Origin of the sequence: Bacillus sp. AFS055030 (assembly GCF_002574545.1) — a bacterium.
GTDB lineage: Bacteria > Bacillota > Bacilli > Bacillales > Bacillaceae_G > Gottfriedia.
In genome coordinates this window covers 1-23,205 of record NZ_NUGT01000035.1, presented here as the reverse complement: position 1 = coordinate 23,205, position 23,205 = coordinate 1, and the positions used below count along the sequence as shown (strand labels likewise).

Below are 23,205 nucleotides of genomic sequence, written 5' to 3'. Positions count from 1 at the left end.
TGATTAGCTAGGTATTTCATCAAGGAGAGGATGAAACAAAATGAATGTTTTCGAAAGTGCAAGACATGTACAGGAAGTTCATTTTGACTCCATATCAGTTGGTGATGAAGCTACTCTTGAAGTAAAAATTACTGCCGAGTTAATCGAACAATTTGCTGCAATTTCAACAGATGTAAATCCAATTCACTTATTAGATGATTTTGCAAAAGAAAGCATCTTTAAAGAAAGAATTGCACATGGCATGTTGATTTGCAGCTTTATTTCCTCAGTATTAGGTACAAAACTACCCGGTAAAAACACCATCTACCTATCTCAAGAAGTATTTTTCAAAGCACCAGTAAAAATTAATGACACAATTAAAGTAATCGTTAGTGTGATACGTAAAAGAGATGATAAAAAATTATTAACGCTCCAAACGAATGTATATAATCAAGAAAATGTACTCGTCGTTGAAGGCTCAGCGTTGGTTAAAAAGTTAACATCACCCTAATATGACTGTATTTACCAAGCATGAGAAATCCCTAAATGTAAAAAATAGAATTGTAAGCTATTACTTACAGAAAGGGAGAATTTATCATGGCTAGAACAAATAAATTATTAGTACCAGGTGTAGAGCAAGCACTTGATCAATTTAAATATGAAATCGCTAATGAATTCGGAGTAAATTTAGGATCTGATACAACTGCACGTTCAAATGGTTCAGTTGGTGGCGAAATCACTAAACGTTTAATTGCTCAAGCGCAAAGTCATTTAAAGGGTGTTTGATTTAAATAAAACTATATAAAATGGCTTAATATAGGGGAAGATTTAATTCTTCCCCTTTTATTTTTATTTTTATTGGAAGAAAATAGAAATTTTTATCTTAACTAGTTGTATAGACAAGTTGAGCGTTTTAAGTTAATATTGAAAGCGTAATCATTATAATAATTTTCGGAGGGAAAACATTATGCTTAGTTTTTTACAACGCATTGGTAAAGCATTAATGCTACCAATCGCTGTGCTTCCAGCAGCAGGACTTTTACTGCGCTTTGGACAACCAGATTTACTAGACATTCCGTTTATGGCGGCTGCTGGTAATGCAATTTTCTCTAATCTTCCATTAATCTTTGCTATCGGTGTTGCAATCGGTATTTCAAAGGATGGAAATGGAGCCGCCGGTCTTGCAGGTGCAATCGGTTACTTTGTATTAACTGCAGGAACAACTACGATAAATAAAGATATTAATATGGCTGCTCTTGGTGGTATTATTACAGGGGTTATAGCTGGTCTTCTTTACAACCGTTTCAGTGGTATTAAATTACCTGAATGGCTAGGTTTCTTTAGTGGACGACGATTCGTTCCAATTATAACATCAGCTACGATGCTTGTATTAGCAGGTATATTTGGTTATGTATGGCCAACAATTCAAGATGCAATTAACTCAGTTGGTAACTGGATTATTGCTATTGGTCCAATCGGGGCCGCAGTATTCGGTTTCTTAAACCGTATTTTAATCCCACTAGGATTACATCACGTATTAAATACAATTTTCTGGTTCAACTTAGGTGACTTTACTGATGCTGCTGGTAAATTAGTTCACGGTGACTTAAACAGATTCTTCGCTGGTGACAAATCTGCTGGTGCATTCATGACTGGTTTCTTCCCTATTATGATGTTCGGTCTTCCAGCCGCTGCATTTGCTATGATCGCTGCTGCGAAACCAGAAAGACGTAAAACTGTTTCAGGTATGTTTATTGGACTTGCATTAACATCTTTCTTAACAGGTATTACGGAACCAATTGAATTTGCATTCATGTTCATTGCTCCAGTACTATATACATTCCATGCAATCTTAACTGGTTTATCAATGGGTATCGTAAATGCTTTAGGAATTAAAGATGGGTTTACTTTCTCAGCAGGTTTCATGGACTACATCCTGAACTACAATATTGCAACAAAACCGATTCTGTTACTTCTAATTGGTTTAATCTTTGGTGCAATTTACTTTATCGTGTTCTACTTCGCAATTAAGAAATTTGACATTAAAACACCAGGTCGTGAAGACGAAGAAGTTGAAACTGATGAAGTAACAACTGAAATTGGTGATTCATTATACCTACAAGCTTTAGGTGGAAAAGAAAACTTAACAAATATTGATAACTGTACAACTCGTTTACGCTTACAAGTAAAAGATGCTTCTAAAGTAAATGAAGCACTTCTTAAAAAAGCAGGTGCTCGTGGAGTTATTAAATTAGACGATAAAAACGTACAAGTAGTAGTTGGTACAAACGTAGAGTTTGTTGCTGAAGACTTGAAAAAACAAGTAAAATAATTGTAATTGATTTTAAGGCTTGTCCGAATGGGCAAGCTTTTTTCTTGCAACTCATAAGGAATCACAATTAGTTAGGGAGCTAAGTCTTGAACTTTAGTTTCCATACGGGGCCATGTGAAACTCTTTAAGTTAAATCATGAATTATACTTCCTTTTAAGGGGTTCTTGAGATACTATTTAATCTAATTCTTGCATTTTACTTCCTCTTAAACGGTTCATACGGTACTTTTTATGCTATTTCATGAATTATACTTCCTCATAAACGGTTCATGCGGTACTTTTTATGCTATTTCTTGCATTTTACTTCCTCTTAAAGGGTTCATGCGGTACTATTTAGACTATTTCTTGCATTTTACTTCCTCTTAAACGGTTCATGCGGTACTATTTATGCTATTTCATGAATTATACTTCCTCTTAATCGGTTCATGCGGTACTTTTTATGCTATTCCTTGCATTTTAATTCCTCTTAAACGGTTCATGCGGTACTTTTTAAGCTATTTCATGAATTATACTTCCTCTTAAACGGTTCATGCGGTACTTTTTATGCTATTCCTTGCATTTTAATTCCTCTTAAACGGTTCATGCGGTACTTTTTAAGTTAAATCATGAATTATACTTCCTTTTAAGGGGTTCTTCAGACACTATTTAAAATTTCACTTCCTCTTAAACGGTTCATGCGGTACTTTTTAGGCAATTTCTTAAAATAATATTGAACAGAATATTACATTAAATGAATTTCACTTTAATAAAATAAACAAAGAAGTTTAATTTACATAAAGTAGGTGACTAAGATGGAAAGAACGTACTTTATTACTGGATTTCCCGGATTTATTTCAAAACATTTACTCCTTAAAATTCTTGATAATGAAATGTCTTTTCAAAAAATTTATTTACTCATTCTTCCTAATACTGAAAAACAATGCCGAGATTTTTTATTTACATTAGATCAAAAATATCCAGATTATACTCTTTTAAAAATAGAACTTTTAACTGGTGATATCACTAAGAAAAACTTTGGACTTAATTTAATAACTCAAAATGAACTTATTAATAATATAACAGACTTATTTCATTTGGCTGCAATATACGACCTTGCAGTGCCTAAAAAGATTGCATATGAAGTAAATGTGAAAGGAACAATAAACGTAAATGATTTCGCACTTAAGTTGAAATTTTTGAAGCGTTACACCTATTTTAGTACTAGCTATGTGTCGGGAACTCGTGAAGGAAGAATTTATGAACATGAATTAGAAATGGGACAAACATTTAAAAACTATTATGAAGAAACGAAGTATTATGCCGAAATTGAAGTTGAGAAGCTAAAAACCCAACTTCCAATCACCATCATCAGGCCTGGAATTGTAGTTGGTCATTCAGAAACTGGTGAGACAAGTAAATTTGATGGACCATATTTCATTTTAAACTTCTTCACAAAACTTCGCTATTTACCTATACCACAAGTAGGTAAAGATAATGCATATTGCAATTTCATTCCAATCGACTATTTAATTGACGCTGTTTACTATTTGAGTCATGCAAAAATCGGAGTTAACAAAACTTATCAAATTACAGATCCCTCTCCTTACCTTGTACAAGATATATATAAAGAATTTCTTTCCTATTACTTAAACAAAACTACCGTAGGAATTATTCCAATGAAAATAATTAATCCACTCCTTTCCATTCCTTTCATTAGACGTTTACTTAAAGTTGAAAAAGAGGTAATATCTTATTTTAATTGTTATTCCGAATATGATTGTATGAATACTTTAACTGATTTACAAAACACAAGTATCAAATGTCCGGACTTTAAAGATATACTTCCTGTTATTACAGATTATTATAAAGTGAATAAGGCAGTAACAGAAAAGCATGTATTAATTAAGTAAATCTAGTTATGTTATTTCGCTTCTATATATATGAAGGAAAAAAATCAAGAGACAGTCCCAAAAGGTAGATTTTAGCCTTGAAATTTATAAACAAAACGCAAGAATGTTGATTTAACAGCATTCTTGCGTTTTAATTTGACGTTTTTTAATTAAGTGGTTTGATACAACCTCTTTTACTTAGCTCTAAGTCAAAAATAATTTCAAATTATGCACCTTCAATACGTTCATTACAGAAAGATTACAATCGTAACTGAATAACAACAAAAATGGATTTTTCTTCCTGTATTATAACGTGGAAATATGATTATTTCTTAAGTTTAAATTTTTTCAGTGGAAATTTCAGGAAAAAATTTAAGATAATGTTTTAATAACATTCTAGTAAAATAGTAGTTATAACAACGACTTTTTTATTTCTGTATTAAAACAGTACTACCAAAAAAATCCTCAAATTCTCCTCGCCATTTTTTCCCATAATTATGTCATCCGTTTTCATGCTAAAGTATTACTTGTACAGCGAGACGATAACCAAACAATTGGAGGAGAACGAACATGAAAAAAATCATTACTTTATCAACTGTGGCTGCTACTCTATTAGTAGGTGCTCCTGTAGGTGCCGTAAACGCAGAAACAATTACTAAGGATACAACTAAATCATATACACAACATATTAATTTAAATAATTCTTTATTCCATTATTTTAAACTACCAAACTTATCAACTACAAATGGTACTATTAAAATCGATTTAAATAAATTATTTACTTCTAATGGTATTGATATGAAGGAACTTCAAGATGCTATGAAGCAACAATCTGGACAAGTTCCAACGACTAAGCCGGCTAACCCTGGAACTACAAAACCAACAGTTCCAACAACGCCAGCTAAACCAGCGACACCTACAACAAAACCGGCGGAACCAACTACACCAGCTAAACCAACAACTCCGTCAACTGAAACACCAACTACACCATCAAATCCATCAAATTCAGCATCATTATCAGCTTACGAATCAAAAGTAGTTGATTTAACAAATGCTGAACGTACAAAAGCTGGTTTAAAACCATTTACTGTAAATGCAACATTATCTAAAACAGCACGTTTAAAATCACAAGATATGACTGACAAAAATTACTTTGATCACAATTCACCGACTTATGGATCACCATTTGATATGATGAAACAATTCGGAATCTCTTATAACTATGCAGCAGAAAACATTGCTAAAGGTCAAAGAACTCCTGAAGAAGTAGTTACTGCTTGGATGAACAGTGCTGGTCACCGTGCAAATATCTTAAATCCTAACTTAAATCAAATTGGTGTTGGTTATGATTCAAGATCAAATGCTTGGACTCAACAATTCATCGGTAAATAATCAGTAAAGTTTTATATAAAGTAGTCCGTTTATCCGGACTACTTTTTTTATTATGTGAAAAAAACGTTGATGTATTCTAACATTATTTGACTTTAGCCTCGGATTAACTTTCTTCGTAAACGTTCCATTAATGAGGAATCTATTTCTTCAATTGCAGAGTTATTTTTTCGGACACCGGAACCAAAATGTATTTCTTCTACATTCGTATATTCTATAAAGTCTGTTATATTTTCAATGGATAATCCGCTTCCTGCTAAAATTTTTATATGCGATTTACTTGTCAGTTCAATCATATTTTTTATTATTTCTTTCCCATCAATAGCACTAGCAACACCACCAGATGTTAATACATGCGTAATTTCAGGGTAATTTTTTAATGTATTAATCGCTGCTAACAGATCATTTGATTCATCAATTGCTCTATGAAATGTTAAGTTCATATTTTTTACTCGAGCCGTTACTTTTTTTAACAGATCCTCATCAATTGTATTCTCTTTTGTCAAAGCACCAAAAACGATACCAGCAGCTCCAAGCTCGTTACATACACTAATATCACTTAGGATTACTTCTTGATCATACTGGTCATATAAAAAAGACCGACTATGAGGTCGAATCATGACATGTACTGGAATCGAGACATTTTGAACAACCTGTTTAATTGTCGCATAACTTGGTGTTAAGCCCCCTTCTTTTATCCCAGTAACTAATTCGATTCGATTTGCCCCAAACCTTTGTGCATCTAATGCATCTTTTACGTTAGTGGCAATAACTTCTAATAACATTTCATTCATCTCACTTTTCGTTAAGTATTCGTTTTATATCCGATGGAAATGGGATATGAATTGATAAATTTTCTTTCGTAAAAGGATGCACAAATTGTACATTACTAGCGTGTAATCCTTGACGATTCAATAAATTTTGTTTCCCACCATATAATAAGTCTCCGATTAATGGATGACCTAAAAAACTTAAATGAACTCGGATTTGATGTGTACGACCAGTATCTAACTGACATTCTAATATTGTTACATTCATCATTGATAGATATCTTATTTTTTTATATTGTGTAATTGCTTTATCGCCATTTCTTGAAACCCTTCTTCTAGTAGGATGATGTCGATCTCTTCCAATCGCTTCATCTATAGTACCTTTTGCTGATTTAACGTTCCCTTCAACTATAGCTGTATAAGTACGTTTGATTTTACGTTGGCTTAACATTGAATCTAAAATTGCACTACTCAATGCATGTTTAGCAAATACGACTCCGCCGGTCGTGTCTTTATCAAGGCGATGTATATGACGTACTTTTGTTTTTAATCCATTTTGTTGGAAATGAAATGCTACCCCATTTGCTAATGTATTTAACTGTCCTTTTTCATTAGGATGTGTGTCGACCCCAATAGGTTTATTAGCAATAAGTATATGTTCGTCTTCAAAACAGATTTCAATCGATTGATCTTGCGGAATTACACCATAATCCTCCTCTTTGAACAATTGAATTTCAACTTGGTCACCACTTAAAAGGAATGTATTCCAAGGTTTAATTTCTCCATTAATTCTACAACCTTTTGCCATCCTTAATTCATGTAACAATTTCTTTGGAAACTGCCATACATTTTTTAAATAGGACTCAACTGTTTGATCTTTATGCTCAACACCTATTATTACCTTAAACCATGAATTTTGTTTCTTTAACTCCATTTTTTAATCACCACTTTCGATATGGCTATTATATCAAAATAATTAGCAAAAAAAAGAAGCACCTGTTTAAGTGCTTCTTAATGGAAAATGTAAATTCATTAACATCCTTTGAAAGCATTCAGATAAACTTCTTCTAATTCTTTTACTAGAGGTAGTTTTGGGTTTGCAGTAGTACATTGATCTTCGAATGCACGATCAGCTAAATAGGAAACTTTTTCTAAAAATTCTTTTTCAGTAACTCCTTGTGCTTCGATACTCATATTGATATTTAATTCCTTAGCTAAATTAATAACTGCTGCAATTAAACTTTCAACACCTTCTTGAGTTGTTGTTGCTGGTAGTCCTAGGAAACGAGCAATTTCAGCATATCGTTCATCAGCAATGAAATGTTTATATTTAGGGAATGCTGTAAACTTAGTTGGTTTCTTTGCATTGTATCTTATAACATGCGGCATTAATATTGCATTTGCTCTGCCATGTGGGATATGGAATTCCGCTCCAATTTTATGCGCCAAACTGTGGTTAATTCCTAAGAACGCATTTGCAAACGCCATACCTGCGATCGCTGAAGCATTATGCATTTTTTCACGGGCTTCAAGATCGTTCCCATTTTCATATGCTTTAGGTAAATATTTAAATACTAATTTAATAGCTTGTAATGCTAATCCATCTGTATAATCATTTGCTAAAACACTTACATAAGCTTCAATTGCATGTGTTAATACATCCATACCTGTATCTGCTGTAATGCTTTTAGGAACAGTTGATACAAATTGAGCGTCAATAATTGCTACATCAGGGGTTAATTCATAATCAGCTAAAGGATATTTGATATTATTTGCTTTATCAGTAATTACAGCAAAAGGTGTAACCTCTGAACCAGTACCAGAAGTAGTTGGTATTGCTACAAACTGCGCTTTACGACCTAATTTAGGGTATTTATAAACTCTTTTTCGAATATCTAAGAATTTTTGTTTAGGTCCGTCTAAAGTAGTTTCTGGGTATTCAAAGAACATCCACATCCCTTTAGCTGCGTCCATTGCTGATCCACCGCCGAAAGCAATAATCGTGTCCGGTTCAAATGATATCATTCTATCTGCACCCTTTATTACAGTAACATCTGAAGGATCTGGTTCTACATCTGAAAAGATTTCAATCTGAACATTTCCTTGTCTTTTCTCTAAATAATATTTAATCACATCAACATAACCTAGTTTAACCATTGCTTCGTCTGTTACAATAAATGCTTTTTTAATATTAGGCATTTTTTCTAAATACTGTGTTGAATATTTTTCAAAATAAATTTTTGGTGGTAGTTTGACCCATTGCATATTCATATTTCTTCTTCCCAATTTTTTAGTATTTAATAAGTGTACAGTTGTTACATTAGACGATACTGAGTTTTTACCATGCGATCCACAGCCTAATGTAAGAGAAGGAATAAAGGCGTTATATAAATCTCCAATTCCACCATGTGCTGAAGGAGCATTTGCTATGACACGACATGCTTTCATTCTTAATCCAAACTCTTTTTGAATTTCTTCATTATTGCTATGAATAACGGCAGAATGTCCTAATCCACCAAGCTCTAACATTTCTCCACAACGTTTAAATCCTTCTTCTTTATCATTTACTTTAATTGCTGCTAAAACTGGGCTTAATTTTTCTCTTGTTAAAGGTTCCTTCGCACCTACACTTGTGCATTCAACAATAAGAATTTTTGTATCTTCAGGAACAATAATGCCAGCAAGCTTAGCAATTTCATATGCAGATTTACCAACTATGTCACCATTTACAGCACATGTAGCTTCATTTATGACAAGCTTTTCTAATTTCTTTTTATCTTCTTTTGTAGCATAATAACAATTATTTGCTTTTAATTCTGCTTTCACTTCATTATAAACTTCTTTATCTACAATAACGGCTTGTTCAGAAGCACAAATCATGCCATTATCAAATGTTTTTGAAAGAATTAGATCATTCACTGCAGATTTTATTTCAGCAGATTTCTCAATATAGCATGGTACATTACCAGGTCCAACCCCTAAAGCAGGTTTTCCTGTACTATAAGCCGATTTAACCATACCAGCACCACCAGTTGCTAAAACAAGTGCTACTCCTTCATGATTCATTAAACATTTTGTTGCTTCTATTGAAGGGACTTCAATCCATTGAACACAGTTTTCTGGTGCTCCAGCTTTAACTGCTGCATCACGAACAATTCTCGCTGCTTCTCTACTACATTTTTGTGCGGAAGGATGAAAAGCAAAAATAATTGGATTTCTTGTTTTTATTGCAATGATTGCTTTAAATAAAGTAGTTGATGTAGGGTTAGTTGTTGGTGTGACCCCTGCAATAACCCCTACAGGTTCAGCAATTTCAGTTATTCCTGTTTGCTGATCTTCACTTATAATCCCAACTGTTTTATTATCTTTAATTGAATTCCATATATATTCAGTCGCAAATATATTTTTAATAATTTTATCCTCATAGATTCCACGATTTGTTTCCTCAACTGCCATTTTTGCTAGTGGCATATGTTGATCTAAACCTGCTAGAACCATCGAATGTACAATTTCATCGATTTGAAGTTGATTAAAGCTTTCAAATTCCTTTAATGCTTTTTGTCCTTTTACGACTAAATCATTTACCATTTCAGAAGCGTTACTAATTTCATTTACAATTTTTTCTTGAACAGCCATTTGGCTCTCCTCCTCTGATGTCGGACAGTAATCACCATATTGAAGCTTCATTATGTCCGATTTATAATTGTGAAATATTTCACAATTCTATTTACAAATATAATATATATCCTTTTGATTGAAATTGCTATGTCTAATTTGTGAAATATTTCACATTTTGTATATTTTCCTTTCTTTCCTTACTTTTAACTTTTTGTAGATTTTTGTTAATTCTTTTCTTTTTTCAAATATTTTCGCATATGATAAAATTAAGAATAAGTTCTCATTGAACTTATTTTTCACCTGTTAGATTTTTCTAACAAAACTGGTATAAAGGACGTGTAACCATGATTGCTCGAAGGAGCATTTGGCAACGTAAAGACTTATCCTACACTTAGCAGTTTTAATTTAGAGAACCAAAAGAACTCTAAAATAAAACTGAAGGTAGGCGAAACTATGGTTGACAGGCGATTATGTTATTTCTTCAATGATATATAGCTATGTAGTTAGAAAGCCAAAAAACTAACTACGAGCTCTATATGTACGTAGTTAGTTTATAAGCTACTTTTAACTACTAACTACGAAAAGAGGAAATAACAATGAGTAACAATCGTTTGGGTGAGACCTTAATGATTTTAGTTGGTTCATTTATTTTAGCCACTACACTGTATCATTTTCATTATCAAAATAATTTAGCTGAAGGTGGATTTATTGGTATTGCTTTATTAGTAAAAAACGCTCTAAATATATCACCTTCAATTACAACCTTGCTACTTGATATTCCAATTATCTTAATCGCTGGATTGTATTTAGGTAGAAAATTATTAATTAATACGACTATCGGTGCAATTTCGTTTTCTGTTTTTTATTCTATAATAGAAAAAACATCTTCTAATTTTACATTTAATTTTGGAAGTCATCTTTGGATACCCGCTATTTTAGGTGGAATTTTCGCTGGACTTGGTTTAGGGTTAATTCTAAGAAGTGGTGGTGCAACTGGTGGAGATGATTTAATCACAATCATAATGAGCAAAAAATCAAAAATATCGATCGGTAAAGTATATTTTATTTTTGATGCTATAATACTTCTTTGCTCACTATCTTACCTTTCTTGGAATGAAGTAGGATATACCATTCTTTCTGTTGCAATCTGTGCGAAAGTAACAGAATTGGTCTATGAAAGTAAATTTCAAAAAGAATCTGTTACAATTAAAACGAATGAAAAAAGATTACATGCTTAATGCATGTAATCTTTTTTTGATTCTGAAAAATCGGTGAGCTCATTTAAAACATTTTCGGCAGCTAGATCGTAAAGACAATCTTTAAAAAGTATTGCTAGTCTTCGATAATCATTATATTTATCTAATAGCTCGTCTACAGATGTGGCATTACCGATGCTTGTTTTCTTTCCTTCTTCCTGCTTTTTAGCAAACTTAATTGTAAATGTGCCAAGTTTCTCAAACATTGAACCGTAGAAATCATCGAAGTTCGATACGCTTATTAATTCATCTTCTTCAGCGTCAACTTGAAGACCATCAAATTCTCGTAAGAGTTCGTAAATAATGCTACTGTACTCATCATTTAAATAAATACTTTTTTCGATCCTGTACCCGATCACTCGATAGAAATGACCATCATTCTTCACAAATTGAACAGTATCATTTATTTTAAACTTAAAATACTTAAACATTGAACTTCACCCCTACCAATGTCTTTTATCATACTATTTACAAAACACTATAGATACTATACAGACAAAACTTGACAAATTTAAAAAACTTAGCTAAATCCCTTGCATTCTTGAAAATAATTTAGAAAATTGGTAACCTATACGTACAATCCAACTTTATTAATAACTTTTAATCATAATTTAGGAGGTGGATTCTGCCTTGCTAACCGATAACGACAAACTTCTTCTAGATGATTTAACAAGTTTAATGATTCGAGTTCGAAAAAACTGGCAAAAAACTGATGAGGAAGTTAAAAACTCCTTAACTCCACCAAAGTATTTGCTTTTATATTTAATTTATAAAAATCAAAAAATTACTGCTTCAGAACTTGGAAGACAAATTGGATTATCTTCAGGTTCTATTACAACTGCTGTTAATAAATTGGTTGATAATCATTTAATTTCTCGAAAAAGAGATAGCCGAGATCGAAGAGTTACATGGCTTGAATTAACTGATGAAGGAAAACGGTTGGTTGAAGAAATCTTCAATTTCAGACAAGAATTATGGCAAACTTTATTCGAAAATCTTTCACATAGTGAAAGAGATCAATTTCGATTCTTATTAAACAAATTAATCTCAAACTAAAAAGGTTATCTCCTAGAAGATAACCTTTTTAATTTGAATTATTTATTTACCAGTTTTCAATTCTGTCCAATACTTATCATATAATTCTGTTTGGTCCCCGACATCTTTAATCCAGTTGGTAGCATCCGTTTGTGCTTTTGTTACATTAATAAACGGATTTTGTTTATACTCTGCCGAATGATACGGTTCTGATTTACTATTTGGATCAGCATAGCCAATCGCCTCATAATTTTGTGCACTTACTTTTGGGTCATATAAATAATTAATAAACTTCTGGGCTAAATCTTTTTGTTTAGCATCTTTTGGTATGGCCAAAGTATCTGCCCATCTTGAAGATCCTTCTTTTGGTACAACCCATTTAATATCTTTAAGCTCTTTTTGAATATAGGCAGCATCTCCGGACCATACTTGACCAATCCATGCATCTTCAGTAATAAACTTTTGTTTTACTGTATCCGTGTCAAATGCTAATAGGTTAGGAGTTAATGTTTTTAAATTGCTATAAGCTTTTAACAATTCGTCTTCATTTGTTGAACTATTTGAATAACCATTTTTAATTAATCCCATTCCAAATACTTCTCTATTGTCATCAAGTAACGTTACATGACCTTTGTATTTTGGGTTCCATAGATCGTTCCAGCTATCAATATTTTCTTTTACATATTTTGGATTATAAGCAATCCCCGTTAATCCACCAGTGTAAACAACTGAATAGTCCCCATTTGGATCAAACTCTTGATTTGTATATTCTGGAGAAATATTATTTAAATTTGGCATTTTACTTTTATCTAATTTAGCCAACATATTTTGATGAATCATTAGTTTAACCATATAATCTGAAGGTTGGATTACATCATAATTCGAACCGCCAGCCTTTAGTTTTGCATACAATTCTTCATTACTTGCAAAAACTTGATAATTAATTTTAACATCATATTTCTTCTCAAATGACTCTAAAACTTTCTCGTCAAAATTATCTGCCCAGCTATAAATATTTAATTCTTTTTTTCCAACTGAACAAGCAGATAATAGCGAACTTACTAAGCCTAATGAAATTAAAATTGCTGCAGTTTTTCTAAATATACTCATAATTCGTTCAGACTACCTCCTTATAATCTGGCACATTAATCCAGTATGCCTTTTATTCTCTACTCTACAAAATTCGATTTTAAACAATATAGGATTTTTTCTCTGATTTTTCTTGATTGTTAATACCTTTTGTACGATACACCTCAGAAATTACCATTAAGAATATAATTGTAACGATTAATATCGTCGAAATTGCATTTATTTCAGGAGTTACACCTTTTTTAACCATTCCATAAATATAAATTGGCAATGTAGTTGAACTAGGTCCTGAAACAAAAAAGCTTATGACAAAATCATCAATACTTAATGTAAAACATAATAGTGCAGAAGCAATAATTCCAGGCATTAGCGCCGGTAAAGTTACAAATCTAAATGTCTGCCATGGTGTAGCACCTAGATCACTTGCAGCATCTTCTAAATCAGATGACATTCCTGAAAGTCGAGCTGCTAAGAGAATAATTACATATGAAATACAAAATGTGACGTGAGCAATAATAATGGTAATACTTCCTAATTCAATATGAAAATTAGTAAATAATATTAGTAATGAAAGTCCCATTAATATATCTGGAACGACAATTGGTAAGTAAACTAGCCCACTAATAAAATTAGTAAATTTATACTTATGCTTATGTAAAGCAAGTGCACAAATAGTACCAAGAATTGTTGAAAGGATTGTCGTGACAATGGCAATAAATAAACTATTCATAAAAGCATCAATAACTTGTGGGTTTTGAAATAAATTTAAGTACCAGTCAAACGTAAAACCAGTCCACTGCGCATTAATCTTTGATTTATTAAATGAAAATAGGATTAAAATCAAGATTGGTAAATATAAACAAATCAAAATAATTGTTGAAAATCCAATAAGTATAGGTTTTTTCATTTATTTCTCACCTCTACTTTTATCAGCACCAATATTTTTTGTAGCTAAATAATAAAGTCCAATTAAACCAATTGACGTAATGACTAAGAATATTGAAAGTGCAGAACCAAATGGCCAGTTTCTCGCTGCTAAGAATTGATTTTGAATAACATTTCCGATTAAAGCAACTTTTGATCCACCCATTACATCTGAAACAACAAACATTCCAAATGAAGCTACAAAAACTAATATACTACCTGCAAAAATCCCTTTCATCGTTAATGGAAGAGTGACATATATAAAGGTTTGAAATGGCGTAGCTCCTAAATCGTTTGCAGCATCCAATTTTCGGTTATCTAACTGCTCAATGGCAACAAAAATCGGTAATACCATAAATGGTAATAATGTATAGACCATCCCCATTATGACTGATGGTGTATTATAAAGTAGTTGTAAAGGTTCTTTTATAATCCCTAATTGGATTAATAAAGAGTTAATAATTCCTTTTGAACGAAGGATAACAATTAATGCATACGATCTAACTAAGAAATTTATCCAAAAAGGGATTGTGATTAATAATAGTAAAACTCTCTGCCATTTTTCATTTACAACTGTAGCTGTATATGCATAAGGATATCCAATCAAAAGAGTAATTATTGTCGTTACTAAAGCAATCCAAAAAGTTGTCCATAAAACTTTTAAATAAAGTGGGTCAAAAACTTTTACAATATTTTCTAAAGTAAATGTTTTTTCAATTTCCCCATACATTCCATTTTTCATAAATGCAAAACCAAAAATTAATAATAAAGGCACTAGAAAAAATACTAATAGCCAGATAATCGTAGGTGCAATTATGTACTTTTCATTTTTCAATACATAATCACCTCATCTTCCGACCTCCAACTAATTTCAACATGATCATTTCTATTAAAACTTGTTTGGTCTGGCATTTGATAGACAATAATCGTTTGTTTATGTTTATTTAAATCGATAAAGATTTTATTTAAAGTCCCTACAAATTCTACATCTCTTATTATGCCTGAATAAGGATTATTCTCATTTGTAGTATGTGAAACTTTAATATTTTCTGGTCTAACCGCAATTTCTTTCACACCTTTATCAAAGAAATTATTTTCACCGATAAATGAAGCTACAAATTTGCTTGCTGGGTTTTGATAAATTTCTTTCGGTGATCCGATTTGTTCGATTTTCCCTTTATTCATAACAACGATTCGATCACTCATGCTCATCGCTTCTTCTTGATCATGTGTTACATAGATAAAAGTAATTCCTAATTCACGCTGAAGATTTTTAAGTTCTCTTTGTAGATCTTTGCGAAGCTTAAAATCAAGTGCTCCTAATGGTTCATCCAATAATAAGACTTTTGGATTGTTCACTATTGCACGTGCGATTGCAACCCTTTGCTGTTGACCACCTGATAATTGACTAGGTTTACGATTTCTAAATTCAGTTAATTGAGTTAATCTCATTGCTTCCTCAGCACGGACCTTTTGCTCTTCTAACGAAATACCTTTCATTTTTAATCCAAATTGAATATTTCTTTCAACATTCATATGAGGGAATAATGCATAATGTTGAAACACTAAGTTCATATCCCTTTTATATGGAGGTAAATTATTAATTGCCTCTCCGTTTAATTTGATTACACCTGACGATGGTTCTTCAAAACCAGCAATCATTCTTAAGAGTGTTGTTTTCCCACAACCACTTGGTCCTAAAATTGTTAAGAACTCTCCTGAATAAATTTCTAATGAAAGGGGAGAAATCACATTATTTTCACTAAAGTTTTTCTCTACTTGTTCAATTTCTATTATATTTTTCATTTTCCCGTCCCATCTTTAGTAATATTTTATTATTATGTAGAAATGAATAATTTATTTTCAACATATAAAAAGCCCCTTTTTGTCAAGGAGCTAGAAAAATAGTCATATTTAACCTTTATTTTAACAATTTACGAATCAACCGTAAAGCGTTTTTTGTTGTATGATATCTAATTTTCAAGTCAATTTTAGTCGTTTGTAAAAGGACACTTTTATCATGTGTAAAAGCAGCAAAACTGTACTCCCCGTGATAATTTCCTGAACCACTTTCCCCGACACCACCAAACGGTAAATTAGGATTTGCCATGTGATAAAGGGTATCATTTACACATCCTCCACCAAATGGAACTCTTTCAATTACTTTCTGAGCGATTTGTTTATTTTCTGTAAAGACGTATAGTGCTAATGGCTTAGGGTGTTGATTAATTTCATTTATGACTTCATCCATATTTTCATAAGTAAGGATTGGTAAAATTGGACCAAATATTTCTTCAGACATAATTGGTGAATCCCAAGATACATCAGAAATTAAAGTCGGTTCAATTTTATGAGATAATTGATCAAATTCCCCACCATGTAGAATTTCACCATTATTTAAAAAGCTAACCAAACGATTAAAATGGCGATCACTGATGATCTTTGTATAATCATTATTAAGTAAAGGTTTATTACTATAAAACTGAACTATTTCATTCTTTAATGCTTTAATAAAATCCTTTTTAACTGATTTATGAACATAAATATAATCTGGAGCAATACAAGTCTGCCCTGCATTTGTAAATTTTCCCCAAGCAATTCTTTTCGCAGCTAATTGAATATTCGAGTCGTTATGTACAATTGTTGGGCTTTTTCCACCTAATTCAAGAATTAGTGGCGTTAAATTTTTACTTGCTGCTTCCATCACAATTTTTCCAACTTGAACACTGCCTGTAAAAAAGATAAAATGAAATTTTTGTTGTAATAAAATCGTACTTTCTTCAATTCCACCATCAACTACAGCGATATATTGTTTATCAAAATTCTCATTAATTATTTTATTAATAATGATTGATGTATTTGGTGTTAATTCTGATGGTTTTATAATTGCAGTGTTCCCGCCAATTATTGCACCTATTAATGGAGCCATCGTTAATTGAAAAGGATAATTCCATGGTGAAATAATTAATGTTACTCCATACGGTTCTTTGTAAATATATCCTTTTGTTCCAATATGCGTAATTGGAGTTTTAACTTTTTTAGGCTTCATCCATTTTTTAAGATGTTTAATTGCTTCCGATAGTTCTTTTAATGTAAATCCTATTTCAGTTACATAGGCTTCAAAATCTGACTTATTTAAATCCTTTTTTAAAGCGCTCTTTATTTCATCCTCGTTCTCTACGATCGATTTATATAACTTTTTTAATTGTTCTATTCGAAAATTTGAAGTTTTTGTAAAACCAGTCTGAAAAAATTCTTTTTGCATAGATACTAAATGTTTAATTTCAGATGCCTTATATGTACTTTCCAAAATCATCATCACATCCTTTTTAAGTCCAATAGTTTAAACGAATAATCCTATGCTAAATTAAAATCTCACATAAAGTCAATTATTCTGTGAATACTATTCCTTATATTAACTAATGTAGAAATCGAAATATTAACTTTGTTAAAGGAATGTAAAGATATTGTAAATTTGTAAATTAATTAGACGTTTTTAATTGATTAATTTCAAAAACCAATTATTATTATTAACGTGACCTTTACTTTTTTCGACATTTTTTACATAGTTTCTGACATTATAAAATTAACTGACAAATGTGAAGGTGATAATAAATTATATGTTTTAGTTGGAGGAATCATAATGTTTTTTGGACAAAAAAAGGATGTATTCTTTGAAAAGCTTTTAGGTATTGCAGAGAATTTGCACGTATCATCAAAGTATTACGTTGATTTTAAAATAAAAAATGCAAGCGACTTAAAGAAGTTTCAAGAAGAAATGAAAGAATATGAAACAAAAGGTGATAAATTTATTCACTCTTTGATCGTTGAATTAAACAAAACTTTTATTACTCCAATTGAGCGAGAAGATATTTTACAACTTGCAATGAAAATGGATGATGTATTAGATGGATTCGAACATTGTTCAGCACGATTTGAAATGTATTCAATCACGTCTGCTGATGAATATATGGTTAAATTCGTTGATATTCTTCAAAAAGCTGTTGAAGAAATTTTACATGCAGTTAAATTACTTTCAAATAAAAAATTATTAGAGATCCGTGTTCATGCAATTAAAATTAAGGATTACGAGTCTCAATGTGATGAGCTATTACGTACATCAATTAAACAATTATTTATGAATGAAAAAGACCCAATTAAAATTATTCAGTATAAAGAAATCTACGAAAATCTAGAATCTGTAGCTGATAGTGCACAGGATGTAGCAAACACACTTGAGCAAATTATCATGCGAAATGCGTAAGGAGTCATAAAATGGAGCATTTATATTTACTTACGATTTTAATCGTGATTTTTGCATTCCTGTTTGATTTTATTAATGGATTTCATGATACTGCTAATGCAATTGCAACGTCAGTTTCAACAAAAGCATTAAAGCCACGTACAGCTATTTTATTAGCTGCAATAATGAATTTCATTGGTGCGATTACTTTTACAGGTGTTGCAAAAACGATTACAAATGGTATCGTTGATCCGATTACAATTCAAGGTTCAGATGGACTAGTTGTCGTAATTGCAGCTTTATTAGGCGGTATCTTTTGGAACTTATTAACTTGGTATTTTGGTATTCCAAGTAGTTCTTCTCATGCAATCATTGGTGCAATAGCAGGTGCCGCTGTCTCTGCAAAAGGATTTGGCGTTTTAGAGGCGGACGGTTTTATTAAAATTATTGAAGCTTTATTAATTTCCCCTGTTATTGCTATTACAATTGGATTTATCGTTATGACAATTTTAGCAACTATTTTCCGACGTGCTAATCTTTCTAAGACGAATAAAGGCTTTAGATTAGTCCAAATTTTCACAGCTTCTTTACAGTCATTTACTCACGGTACAAATGATGCACAAAAAGCTATGGGAATTATCATGATCGCTTTAATAGCTGCAAAAATTGAACCAGCAGGCGCAGATGTTCCTTTATGGGTACGTATCGGTTGTGCTATGGCAATGGCTATTGGTACATCAGTTGGTGGATGGAAAATCATTAAAACTGTTGGTGGAAAAATCATGAAAATTCGCCCAATTAATGGTGCGGCAGCTGACTTATCTTCTGCAGCTATTATTTTCACATTTACTGCTTTACATTTACCAGTAAGTACTACTCATGTAATTTCTTCTTCTATTATGGGGGTAGGTTCTGCTCAACGTGTTAAAGATGTAAACTGGGGCACTGCTCAACGTATGGTAATTACATGGATTATTACAATTCCAATTTCAGCAACAGTAGCTGCAATTTTCTATCAAATTTTAAAACTAATCTTACTTTAATGATAAAAAGGCGAATCGTATTTTTACGTTTCGCCTTTTTATTACATATATTCTCTTTTCCTTTTAGGTTTTGTAATAAAAAATATAAACAGCAGTAGTAAAATTACCGTTCCTGCTATGATAAAAGTATTCAGAGAGAGTATTGTCGGTCGATCATATGATTTTGCAGCTAGTAGCTCCGTACTGAAAAGTTTTTCGTTATTGGCCCATATTTCAACTTGTCCAAGTTTCTGATTTTTGGATATTCCATTTTCCTTGTATGACTGATCTATTGCATTTAACCGTTTTAATTTAATATCGTAATTTGTATTCGTGCCTAGTGCAGTCAAAAAGGATAAATCGCTAGGTATTTTTGTTTGAATTAAATCATTTCTTATTTTTAATTCCTTTTGCCAATCACGTTGTTTTATAAGCGTTTTTTGATGGATTCTTGAAAATGCATAGGCATCTAATAACTTAATATCTTGTAGATATTGCGGTTTTGATGAGCGTAATAAAATATTAATAATCATTTGGCCATCTTTTTTATCGATTTCAATTAAAGTATTCCTAGCAGCATCAGTATAACCAGTTTTCCCCGCATAAAAATAAGGATTTTTAAACATTTTTCCACGATTATAAATATATACATTCTTTTGCTTAGATGTACTAATATGAGCAGCTTTTGTACCCATTGCTTTCATAATTAATGGATATTTTAGAGCTTCTTTTGTAATTAAAGCTAAATCATGAGCAGTTGTATAATGATTTACATTGTGAAGCCCATTCGGATTCATGAAATTTGTTTGATTTGCGCCAATCATTTTAGCTTTTTCATTCATCATTTTTACAAAGTGGTCCATATTTCCGCCAACTCTTTCACCTATAGCATATGCTAAATCATTGGCACTTAAAATCATCATTGTCTTTAAAGCTGTATTTCGATCTAAAACTTCTCCTTCAGAAAAAAGAATTTGGGAATTACTTTTTTCTTCTTGGATACTTCTTTTTGTCATTTGAATTTTATCAATCTCTTTTAAATGATCCATCATAACCATTGCGGTCATTATTTTAGTTGTACTAGCAGGGAAATCAATTTTATTTGCGTTCTTACTATAAATTACTTCCCCACTATCGGCCAATATTGAAATTGCTTTATCACTAAATAAGTTTATTTCGTCTGCATGTACATTTTTTTGAATAAAGAAGCCACTAATTAAGCTAAAACAAAGGCATAATTTAATCATATTTTTAAAAGTCGATTTCATAAACACTAAATCTCCTTTGAACTTTTTTCATTTAGTTATTTTGTACAGGTTACATAACTCAAATTTAAATAACACTCTTGATAATAGAGAAGTGTTTGAAAACAATAATGCACCTATTATACCTTTTTAAGAATAAGGTCTCAACTAACCTATTTTTCAATAGTCTTTACTTAAATTAGATCGGTTATTTCCCGGAAAATCGACATCTATTTCTTTAATTTATCAATATATTTTAATCCCTCCCTTTTGCTTAAAGGTGATAAATTAGTTTGTATAATAAACAATTCAACCTCATTTGGATTGATATAGGAATACTCTCTCAATGCCCAACCTATTGCTTTTTGAATGAAAAACTCTTTGCTTTCTTTGAGAAGACGGCAGTAATGAAATAAACGCTCCTGGTCAGTTTTGTCCTTAAATTTCATCTGAAATAATATCGCTACTCGATTTAGCCACATATTATCCGAAGAGATCCATTTATTTGCGTACTCATCAATCAACTCTGGATAGATTAATAAATGATAACTAATTAATCGTCCAGCAATTGTATCAACGGTATCCCACCAAGACTTTTCAACTACAAGTTGTTCATATAATTTAATCCGTTCTAGCTCTGCTTTTTTTAACTGACGATCTAAACATGTTAATGCAATATATTGAAATTCTCTTTCTTCTAAGCTCCAAATATCGATTATTGATTCTAAATTTGGTGGTTCACCATTACTCAATCTAAACTGTCTCAAGAGTGCATTTCGTTCTGGTGCTTTTATTCCTAGAAAGGTAAATCTATTTTTCATATACGCTTCCATAGCGTGACGATTTTCATTATTTTTGTGTTCTTTAAAAAATCTCATTAACTCTGTTGAATAGTTGTCCATTATTCACTCCCTAACGTTTAACTAAGTAGTACTACTTAGTTAAGTTTATTTTAATCATTTCTTCTATTATAAATGAGCATAAAGTTTAATGAAAAGTGTATGAGGCAAAATTATGTAAATTTTCCGAAGATTAGTTTATGATAGATAAGTCAATAGGAAAGGAGGATATTATGCAACCAGCAGTTAATACAAAGGTTATTAATCAATCAACAATGTATCAAATTTTATTTGCAATCAGTTTAGGTCATTTATTAAATGACTCTATGCAAGCAGTTGTACCAGCCATATTTCCAATTTTAGAAAAGACAATGAATTTAACTTATACAGAAATTGGATTCATAGCCTTTGCGCTAAATATGACTTCCTCTGTAATGCAACCCGTTTTTGGGATTTTTTCAGACCGAAAGCCTTCACCATTTCTTTTACCGATTGGAATGGCATCGAGTTTATTAGGAATGCTTTGCTTAGCATTTGCACCTAATTTATTTATTGTATTATTGTCAGTTCTATTAATTGGGATTGGTTCTGCCATCTTCCATCCAGAAGGCTCAAAAGTAGCGTTTTTAGCGTCTGGCTCAAAAAGAGGACTCTCACAAGCTATCTACCAAGTAGGAGGGAATACAGGGAACTCACTGGCGCCAATCTTTACAGCATTAATTTTCGTACCACTAGGACAAAAAGGTGCTGCATGGTTTACGCTCTTAGCTGCCATTGGGATTTGTGTTTTAATTTACGTATCCACATGGTATCGAAATAAACTGAAAGAAAACCCGTTTAAATTAAAAAATAAAAGTCAATCTTCAGTTGAAAACATCAACATTACATCAGCTGTCAAATTTGCTATTATACTCCTAGTATTTATTACATTTGCACGTTCGTGGTACTCAGCAGGCATTGGTAATTATTATCAGTTTTACTTAATTAAAAGTTATGGCTTATCAATTAAAAGCACACAATTGTATTTATTTATCTTTATGATTTCAGGTGTAATTGGTACTTTCATAGGTGGAACGCTAGCTGATCGTTTCGGAAAACGGAATATGATTTTATTTTCACTAGTCGGTACATTCCCATTAGCCTTATTATTACCTCATATCTCTTTGCTGGCTGTTATTCCAATATTATTTTTAATAGGAATCATTAGTTCAAGTTCTTTTAGTGTTATTGTTGTTTACGCTCAAGAACTCGTTCCTGGTAAAGTTGGTTTAGTAAGTGGATTAATAGTTGGTTTAGCATTTGGGATGGGTGCTCTAGGAGCAGTATTATTAGGTGTAATTGCTGATGCGACTAGCCTAAAATTTGTAATGAATTTATGTAGCTTCTTACCACTATTAGGTTTAGTAGCTTTTATGCTGCCAAATGATCGAAAAAAATCTGTTTAAGTAGGAATTTATTTTCTTAAAAGGCTGTCTATATGACGGCCTTTTATTTATTATGTTGAAAAACGAGCTTCTCAACTACGCTAATTGGTCGTGAGTAAGGAACTTTCAAATTTTAGCTGGTTTACTTCCTTATAAACCTGTTATGAGGAAGTA

The 23,205-nt window shown here is 31.7% G+C and carries 20 protein-coding genes and 1 pseudogene; 10 read left to right on the top strand and 11 right to left on the bottom strand.

Translation table 11 applies throughout. The features are described 5' to 3' along the window. Positions 1–40 precede the first annotated feature (40 nt). From CN925_RS14390 to CN925_RS14370, 5 genes are all read left to right on the top strand, one after another. The gene (locus CN925_RS14390) at positions 41–490 is read left to right on the top strand and encodes a MaoC family dehydratase (RefSeq protein ID WP_098846916.1); all 450 of its coding nucleotides are present in this window, start codon (positions 41–43) and stop codon (positions 488–490) included. An 86-nt stretch (positions 491–576) separates the two neighbouring features. Then, positions 577–765, top strand: coding sequence for an alpha/beta-type small acid-soluble spore protein (locus CN925_RS14385; protein WP_098846915.1), 189 nt, complete (start codon positions 577–579; stop codon positions 763–765). Between the two features lie 181 nt (positions 766–946). Then, on the top strand, positions 947–2,311 hold the full coding sequence (nagE, locus tag CN925_RS14380; protein WP_098846914.1) for an N-acetylglucosamine-specific PTS transporter subunit IIBC: 1,365 nt from the start codon (positions 947–949) through the stop codon (positions 2,309–2,311). Between the two features lie 790 nt (positions 2,312–3,101). Further along, on the top strand, positions 3,102–4,199 hold the full coding sequence (locus tag CN925_RS14375; RefSeq protein ID WP_098846913.1) for an SDR family oxidoreductase: 1,098 nt from the start codon (positions 3,102–3,104) through the stop codon (positions 4,197–4,199). Between the two features lie 549 nt (positions 4,200–4,748). Further along, complete coding sequence (locus tag CN925_RS14370) at positions 4,749–5,570, top strand: CAP domain-containing protein (RefSeq protein WP_286138367.1); 822 nt, start codon at positions 4,749–4,751, stop codon at positions 5,568–5,570. A gap of 92 nt (positions 5,571–5,662) precedes the next feature. Here CN925_RS14370 and CN925_RS14365 read toward each other — a convergent pair whose 3' ends face one another. From CN925_RS14365 to adhE, 3 genes are all read right to left on the bottom strand, one after another. Beyond that, a complete protein-coding gene (locus tag CN925_RS14365) occupies positions 5,663–6,352 on the bottom strand; it encodes a copper homeostasis protein CutC (protein WP_098846912.1) in 690 nt (229 codons plus the stop codon). A 10-nt stretch (positions 6,353–6,362) separates the two neighbouring features. Then, positions 6,363–7,271: an RluA family pseudouridine synthase gene (locus CN925_RS14360; RefSeq protein ID WP_098846911.1), complete on the bottom strand. Its 909-nt coding sequence runs from the start codon at positions 7,269–7,271 to the stop codon at positions 6,363–6,365. Positions 7,272–7,369: 98 nt separating this feature from the next. After that, a complete protein-coding gene (gene adhE, locus CN925_RS14355; protein ID WP_098846910.1) occupies positions 7,370–9,973 on the bottom strand; it encodes a bifunctional acetaldehyde-CoA/alcohol dehydrogenase in 2,604 nt (867 codons plus the stop codon). 578 nt (positions 9,974–10,551) lie between these two features. Between adhE and CN925_RS14350 the strand changes: the two genes are divergently transcribed. Further along, the gene (locus CN925_RS14350) at positions 10,552–11,193 is read left to right on the top strand and encodes a YitT family protein (RefSeq protein ID WP_286138364.1); all 642 of its coding nucleotides are present in this window, start codon (positions 10,552–10,554) and stop codon (positions 11,191–11,193) included. A gap of 259 nt (positions 11,194–11,452) precedes the next feature. On the opposite strand, the pseudogene CN925_RS21785 reads toward CN925_RS14350, so the two are convergent. Beyond that, positions 11,453–11,642 (bottom strand): annotated as a pseudogene (locus CN925_RS21785) (histidinol dehydrogenase); the annotation flags it as partial. 199 nt (positions 11,643–11,841) lie between these two features. Here CN925_RS21785 and CN925_RS14340 point away from each other — a divergent pair. Then, positions 11,842–12,267: a MarR family winged helix-turn-helix transcriptional regulator gene (locus CN925_RS14340; protein WP_098846908.1), complete on the top strand. Its 426-nt coding sequence runs from the start codon at positions 11,842–11,844 to the stop codon at positions 12,265–12,267. A 42-nt stretch (positions 12,268–12,309) separates the two neighbouring features. Here CN925_RS14340 and CN925_RS14335 read toward each other — a convergent pair whose 3' ends face one another. From CN925_RS14335 to CN925_RS14315, 5 genes are all read right to left on the bottom strand, one after another. Next, complete coding sequence (locus CN925_RS14335) at positions 12,310–13,356, bottom strand: polyamine ABC transporter substrate-binding protein (protein ID WP_098846907.1); 1,047 nt, start codon at positions 13,354–13,356, stop codon at positions 12,310–12,312. A 79-nt stretch (positions 13,357–13,435) separates the two neighbouring features. Then, positions 13,436–14,242 carry an ABC transporter permease gene (locus tag CN925_RS14330; protein ID WP_098846906.1) on the bottom strand — a complete coding sequence of 269 codons (807 nt, stop codon included), beginning with the start codon at positions 14,240–14,242 and terminating at the stop codon, positions 13,436–13,438. After that, positions 14,243–15,094 (bottom strand): ABC transporter permease, encoded by an 852-nt coding sequence (locus tag CN925_RS14325; RefSeq protein ID WP_353616072.1) that lies wholly within the window; start codon positions 15,092–15,094, stop codon positions 14,243–14,245. Beyond that, positions 15,091–16,065 (bottom strand): ABC transporter ATP-binding protein, encoded by a 975-nt coding sequence (locus CN925_RS14320; RefSeq protein WP_098846905.1) that lies wholly within the window; start codon positions 16,063–16,065, stop codon positions 15,091–15,093. The genes CN925_RS14325 and CN925_RS14320 overlap by 4 nt, the downstream gene beginning before the upstream one ends. A 115-nt stretch (positions 16,066–16,180) precedes the next feature. After that, a complete protein-coding gene (locus CN925_RS14315; protein WP_483295201.1) occupies positions 16,181–17,575 on the bottom strand; it encodes an aldehyde dehydrogenase in 1,395 nt (464 codons plus the stop codon). Positions 17,576–17,902: 327 nt separating this feature from the next. Here CN925_RS14315 and CN925_RS14310 point away from each other — a divergent pair, with 327 nt between their 5' ends. Both CN925_RS14310 and CN925_RS14305 read left to right on the top strand, forming a co-directional pair. Beyond that, a complete protein-coding gene (locus tag CN925_RS14310) occupies positions 17,903–18,523 on the top strand; it encodes a DUF47 domain-containing protein (protein WP_098846903.1) in 621 nt (206 codons plus the stop codon). Between the two features lie 11 nt (positions 18,524–18,534). Beyond that, positions 18,535–19,545 (top strand): inorganic phosphate transporter, encoded by a 1,011-nt coding sequence (locus tag CN925_RS14305; RefSeq protein WP_098846902.1) that lies wholly within the window; start codon positions 18,535–18,537, stop codon positions 19,543–19,545. A gap of 41 nt (positions 19,546–19,586) precedes the next feature. On the opposite strand, the gene CN925_RS14300 is transcribed toward CN925_RS14305, so the two are convergent. Both CN925_RS14300 and CN925_RS14295 read right to left on the bottom strand, forming a co-directional pair. After that, positions 19,587–20,792 (bottom strand): D-alanyl-D-alanine carboxypeptidase family protein, encoded by a 1,206-nt coding sequence (locus CN925_RS14300; protein ID WP_098846901.1) that lies wholly within the window; start codon positions 20,790–20,792, stop codon positions 19,587–19,589. A 206-nt stretch (positions 20,793–20,998) separates the two neighbouring features. Then, entirely contained in the window at positions 20,999–21,670 is a 672-nt protein-coding gene (locus tag CN925_RS14295; protein WP_098846900.1) for a DNA alkylation repair protein, read from the bottom strand. 170 nt (positions 21,671–21,840) lie between these two features. Here CN925_RS14295 and CN925_RS14290 point away from each other — a divergent pair, with 170 nt between their 5' ends. Next, on the top strand, positions 21,841–23,052 hold the full coding sequence (locus CN925_RS14290; protein WP_098846899.1) for an MFS transporter: 1,212 nt from the start codon (positions 21,841–21,843) through the stop codon (positions 23,050–23,052). The last annotated feature ends 153 nt before the right edge of the window (positions 23,053–23,205 follow it).

Coding starts and splice junctions, on each gene's coding strand:
- CN925_RS14390 (WP_098846916.1), top strand. CDS start 41: ATGAATGTTTTCGAAAGTGCAAGACATGTACAGGAAGTTCATTTTGAC.
- CN925_RS14385 (WP_098846915.1), top strand. CDS start 577: ATGGCTAGAACAAATAAATTATTAGTACCAGGTGTAGAGCAAGCACTT.
- nagE (WP_098846914.1), top strand. CDS start 947: ATGCTTAGTTTTTTACAACGCATTGGTAAAGCATTAATGCTACCAATC.
- CN925_RS14375 (WP_098846913.1), top strand. CDS start 3,102: ATGGAAAGAACGTACTTTATTACTGGATTTCCCGGATTTATTTCAAAA.
- CN925_RS14370 (WP_286138367.1), top strand. CDS start 4,749: ATGAAAAAAATCATTACTTTATCAACTGTGGCTGCTACTCTATTAGTA.
- CN925_RS14365 (WP_098846912.1), bottom strand. CDS start 6,352: ATGTTATTAGAAGTTATTGCCACTAACGTAAAAGATGCATTAGATGCA.
- CN925_RS14360 (WP_098846911.1), bottom strand. CDS start 7,271: ATGGAGTTAAAGAAACAAAATTCATGGTTTAAGGTAATAATAGGTGTT.
- adhE (WP_098846910.1), bottom strand. CDS start 9,973: ATGGCTGTTCAAGAAAAAATTGTAAATGAAATTAGTAACGCTTCTGAA.
- CN925_RS14350 (WP_286138364.1), top strand. CDS start 10,552: ATGAGTAACAATCGTTTGGGTGAGACCTTAATGATTTTAGTTGGTTCA.
- CN925_RS14335 (WP_098846907.1), bottom strand. CDS start 13,356: ATGAGTATATTTAGAAAAACTGCAGCAATTTTAATTTCATTAGGCTTA.
- CN925_RS14330 (WP_098846906.1), bottom strand. CDS start 14,242: ATGAAAAAACCTATACTTATTGGATTTTCAACAATTATTTTGATTTGT.
- CN925_RS14320 (WP_098846905.1), bottom strand. CDS start 16,065: ATGAAAAATATAATAGAAATTGAACAAGTAGAGAAAAACTTTAGTGAA.
- CN925_RS14315 (WP_483295201.1), bottom strand. CDS start 17,575: ATGATTTTGGAAAGTACATATAAGGCATCTGAAATTAAACATTTAGTA.
- CN925_RS14310 (WP_098846903.1), top strand. CDS start 17,903: ATGTTTTTTGGACAAAAAAAGGATGTATTCTTTGAAAAGCTTTTAGGT.
- CN925_RS14305 (WP_098846902.1), top strand. CDS start 18,535: ATGGAGCATTTATATTTACTTACGATTTTAATCGTGATTTTTGCATTC.
- CN925_RS14300 (WP_098846901.1), bottom strand. CDS start 20,792: ATGAAATCGACTTTTAAAAATATGATTAAATTATGCCTTTGTTTTAGC.
- CN925_RS14295 (WP_098846900.1), bottom strand. CDS start 21,670: ATGGACAACTATTCAACAGAGTTAATGAGATTTTTTAAAGAACACAAA.
- CN925_RS14290 (WP_098846899.1), top strand. CDS start 21,841: ATGCAACCAGCAGTTAATACAAAGGTTATTAATCAATCAACAATGTAT.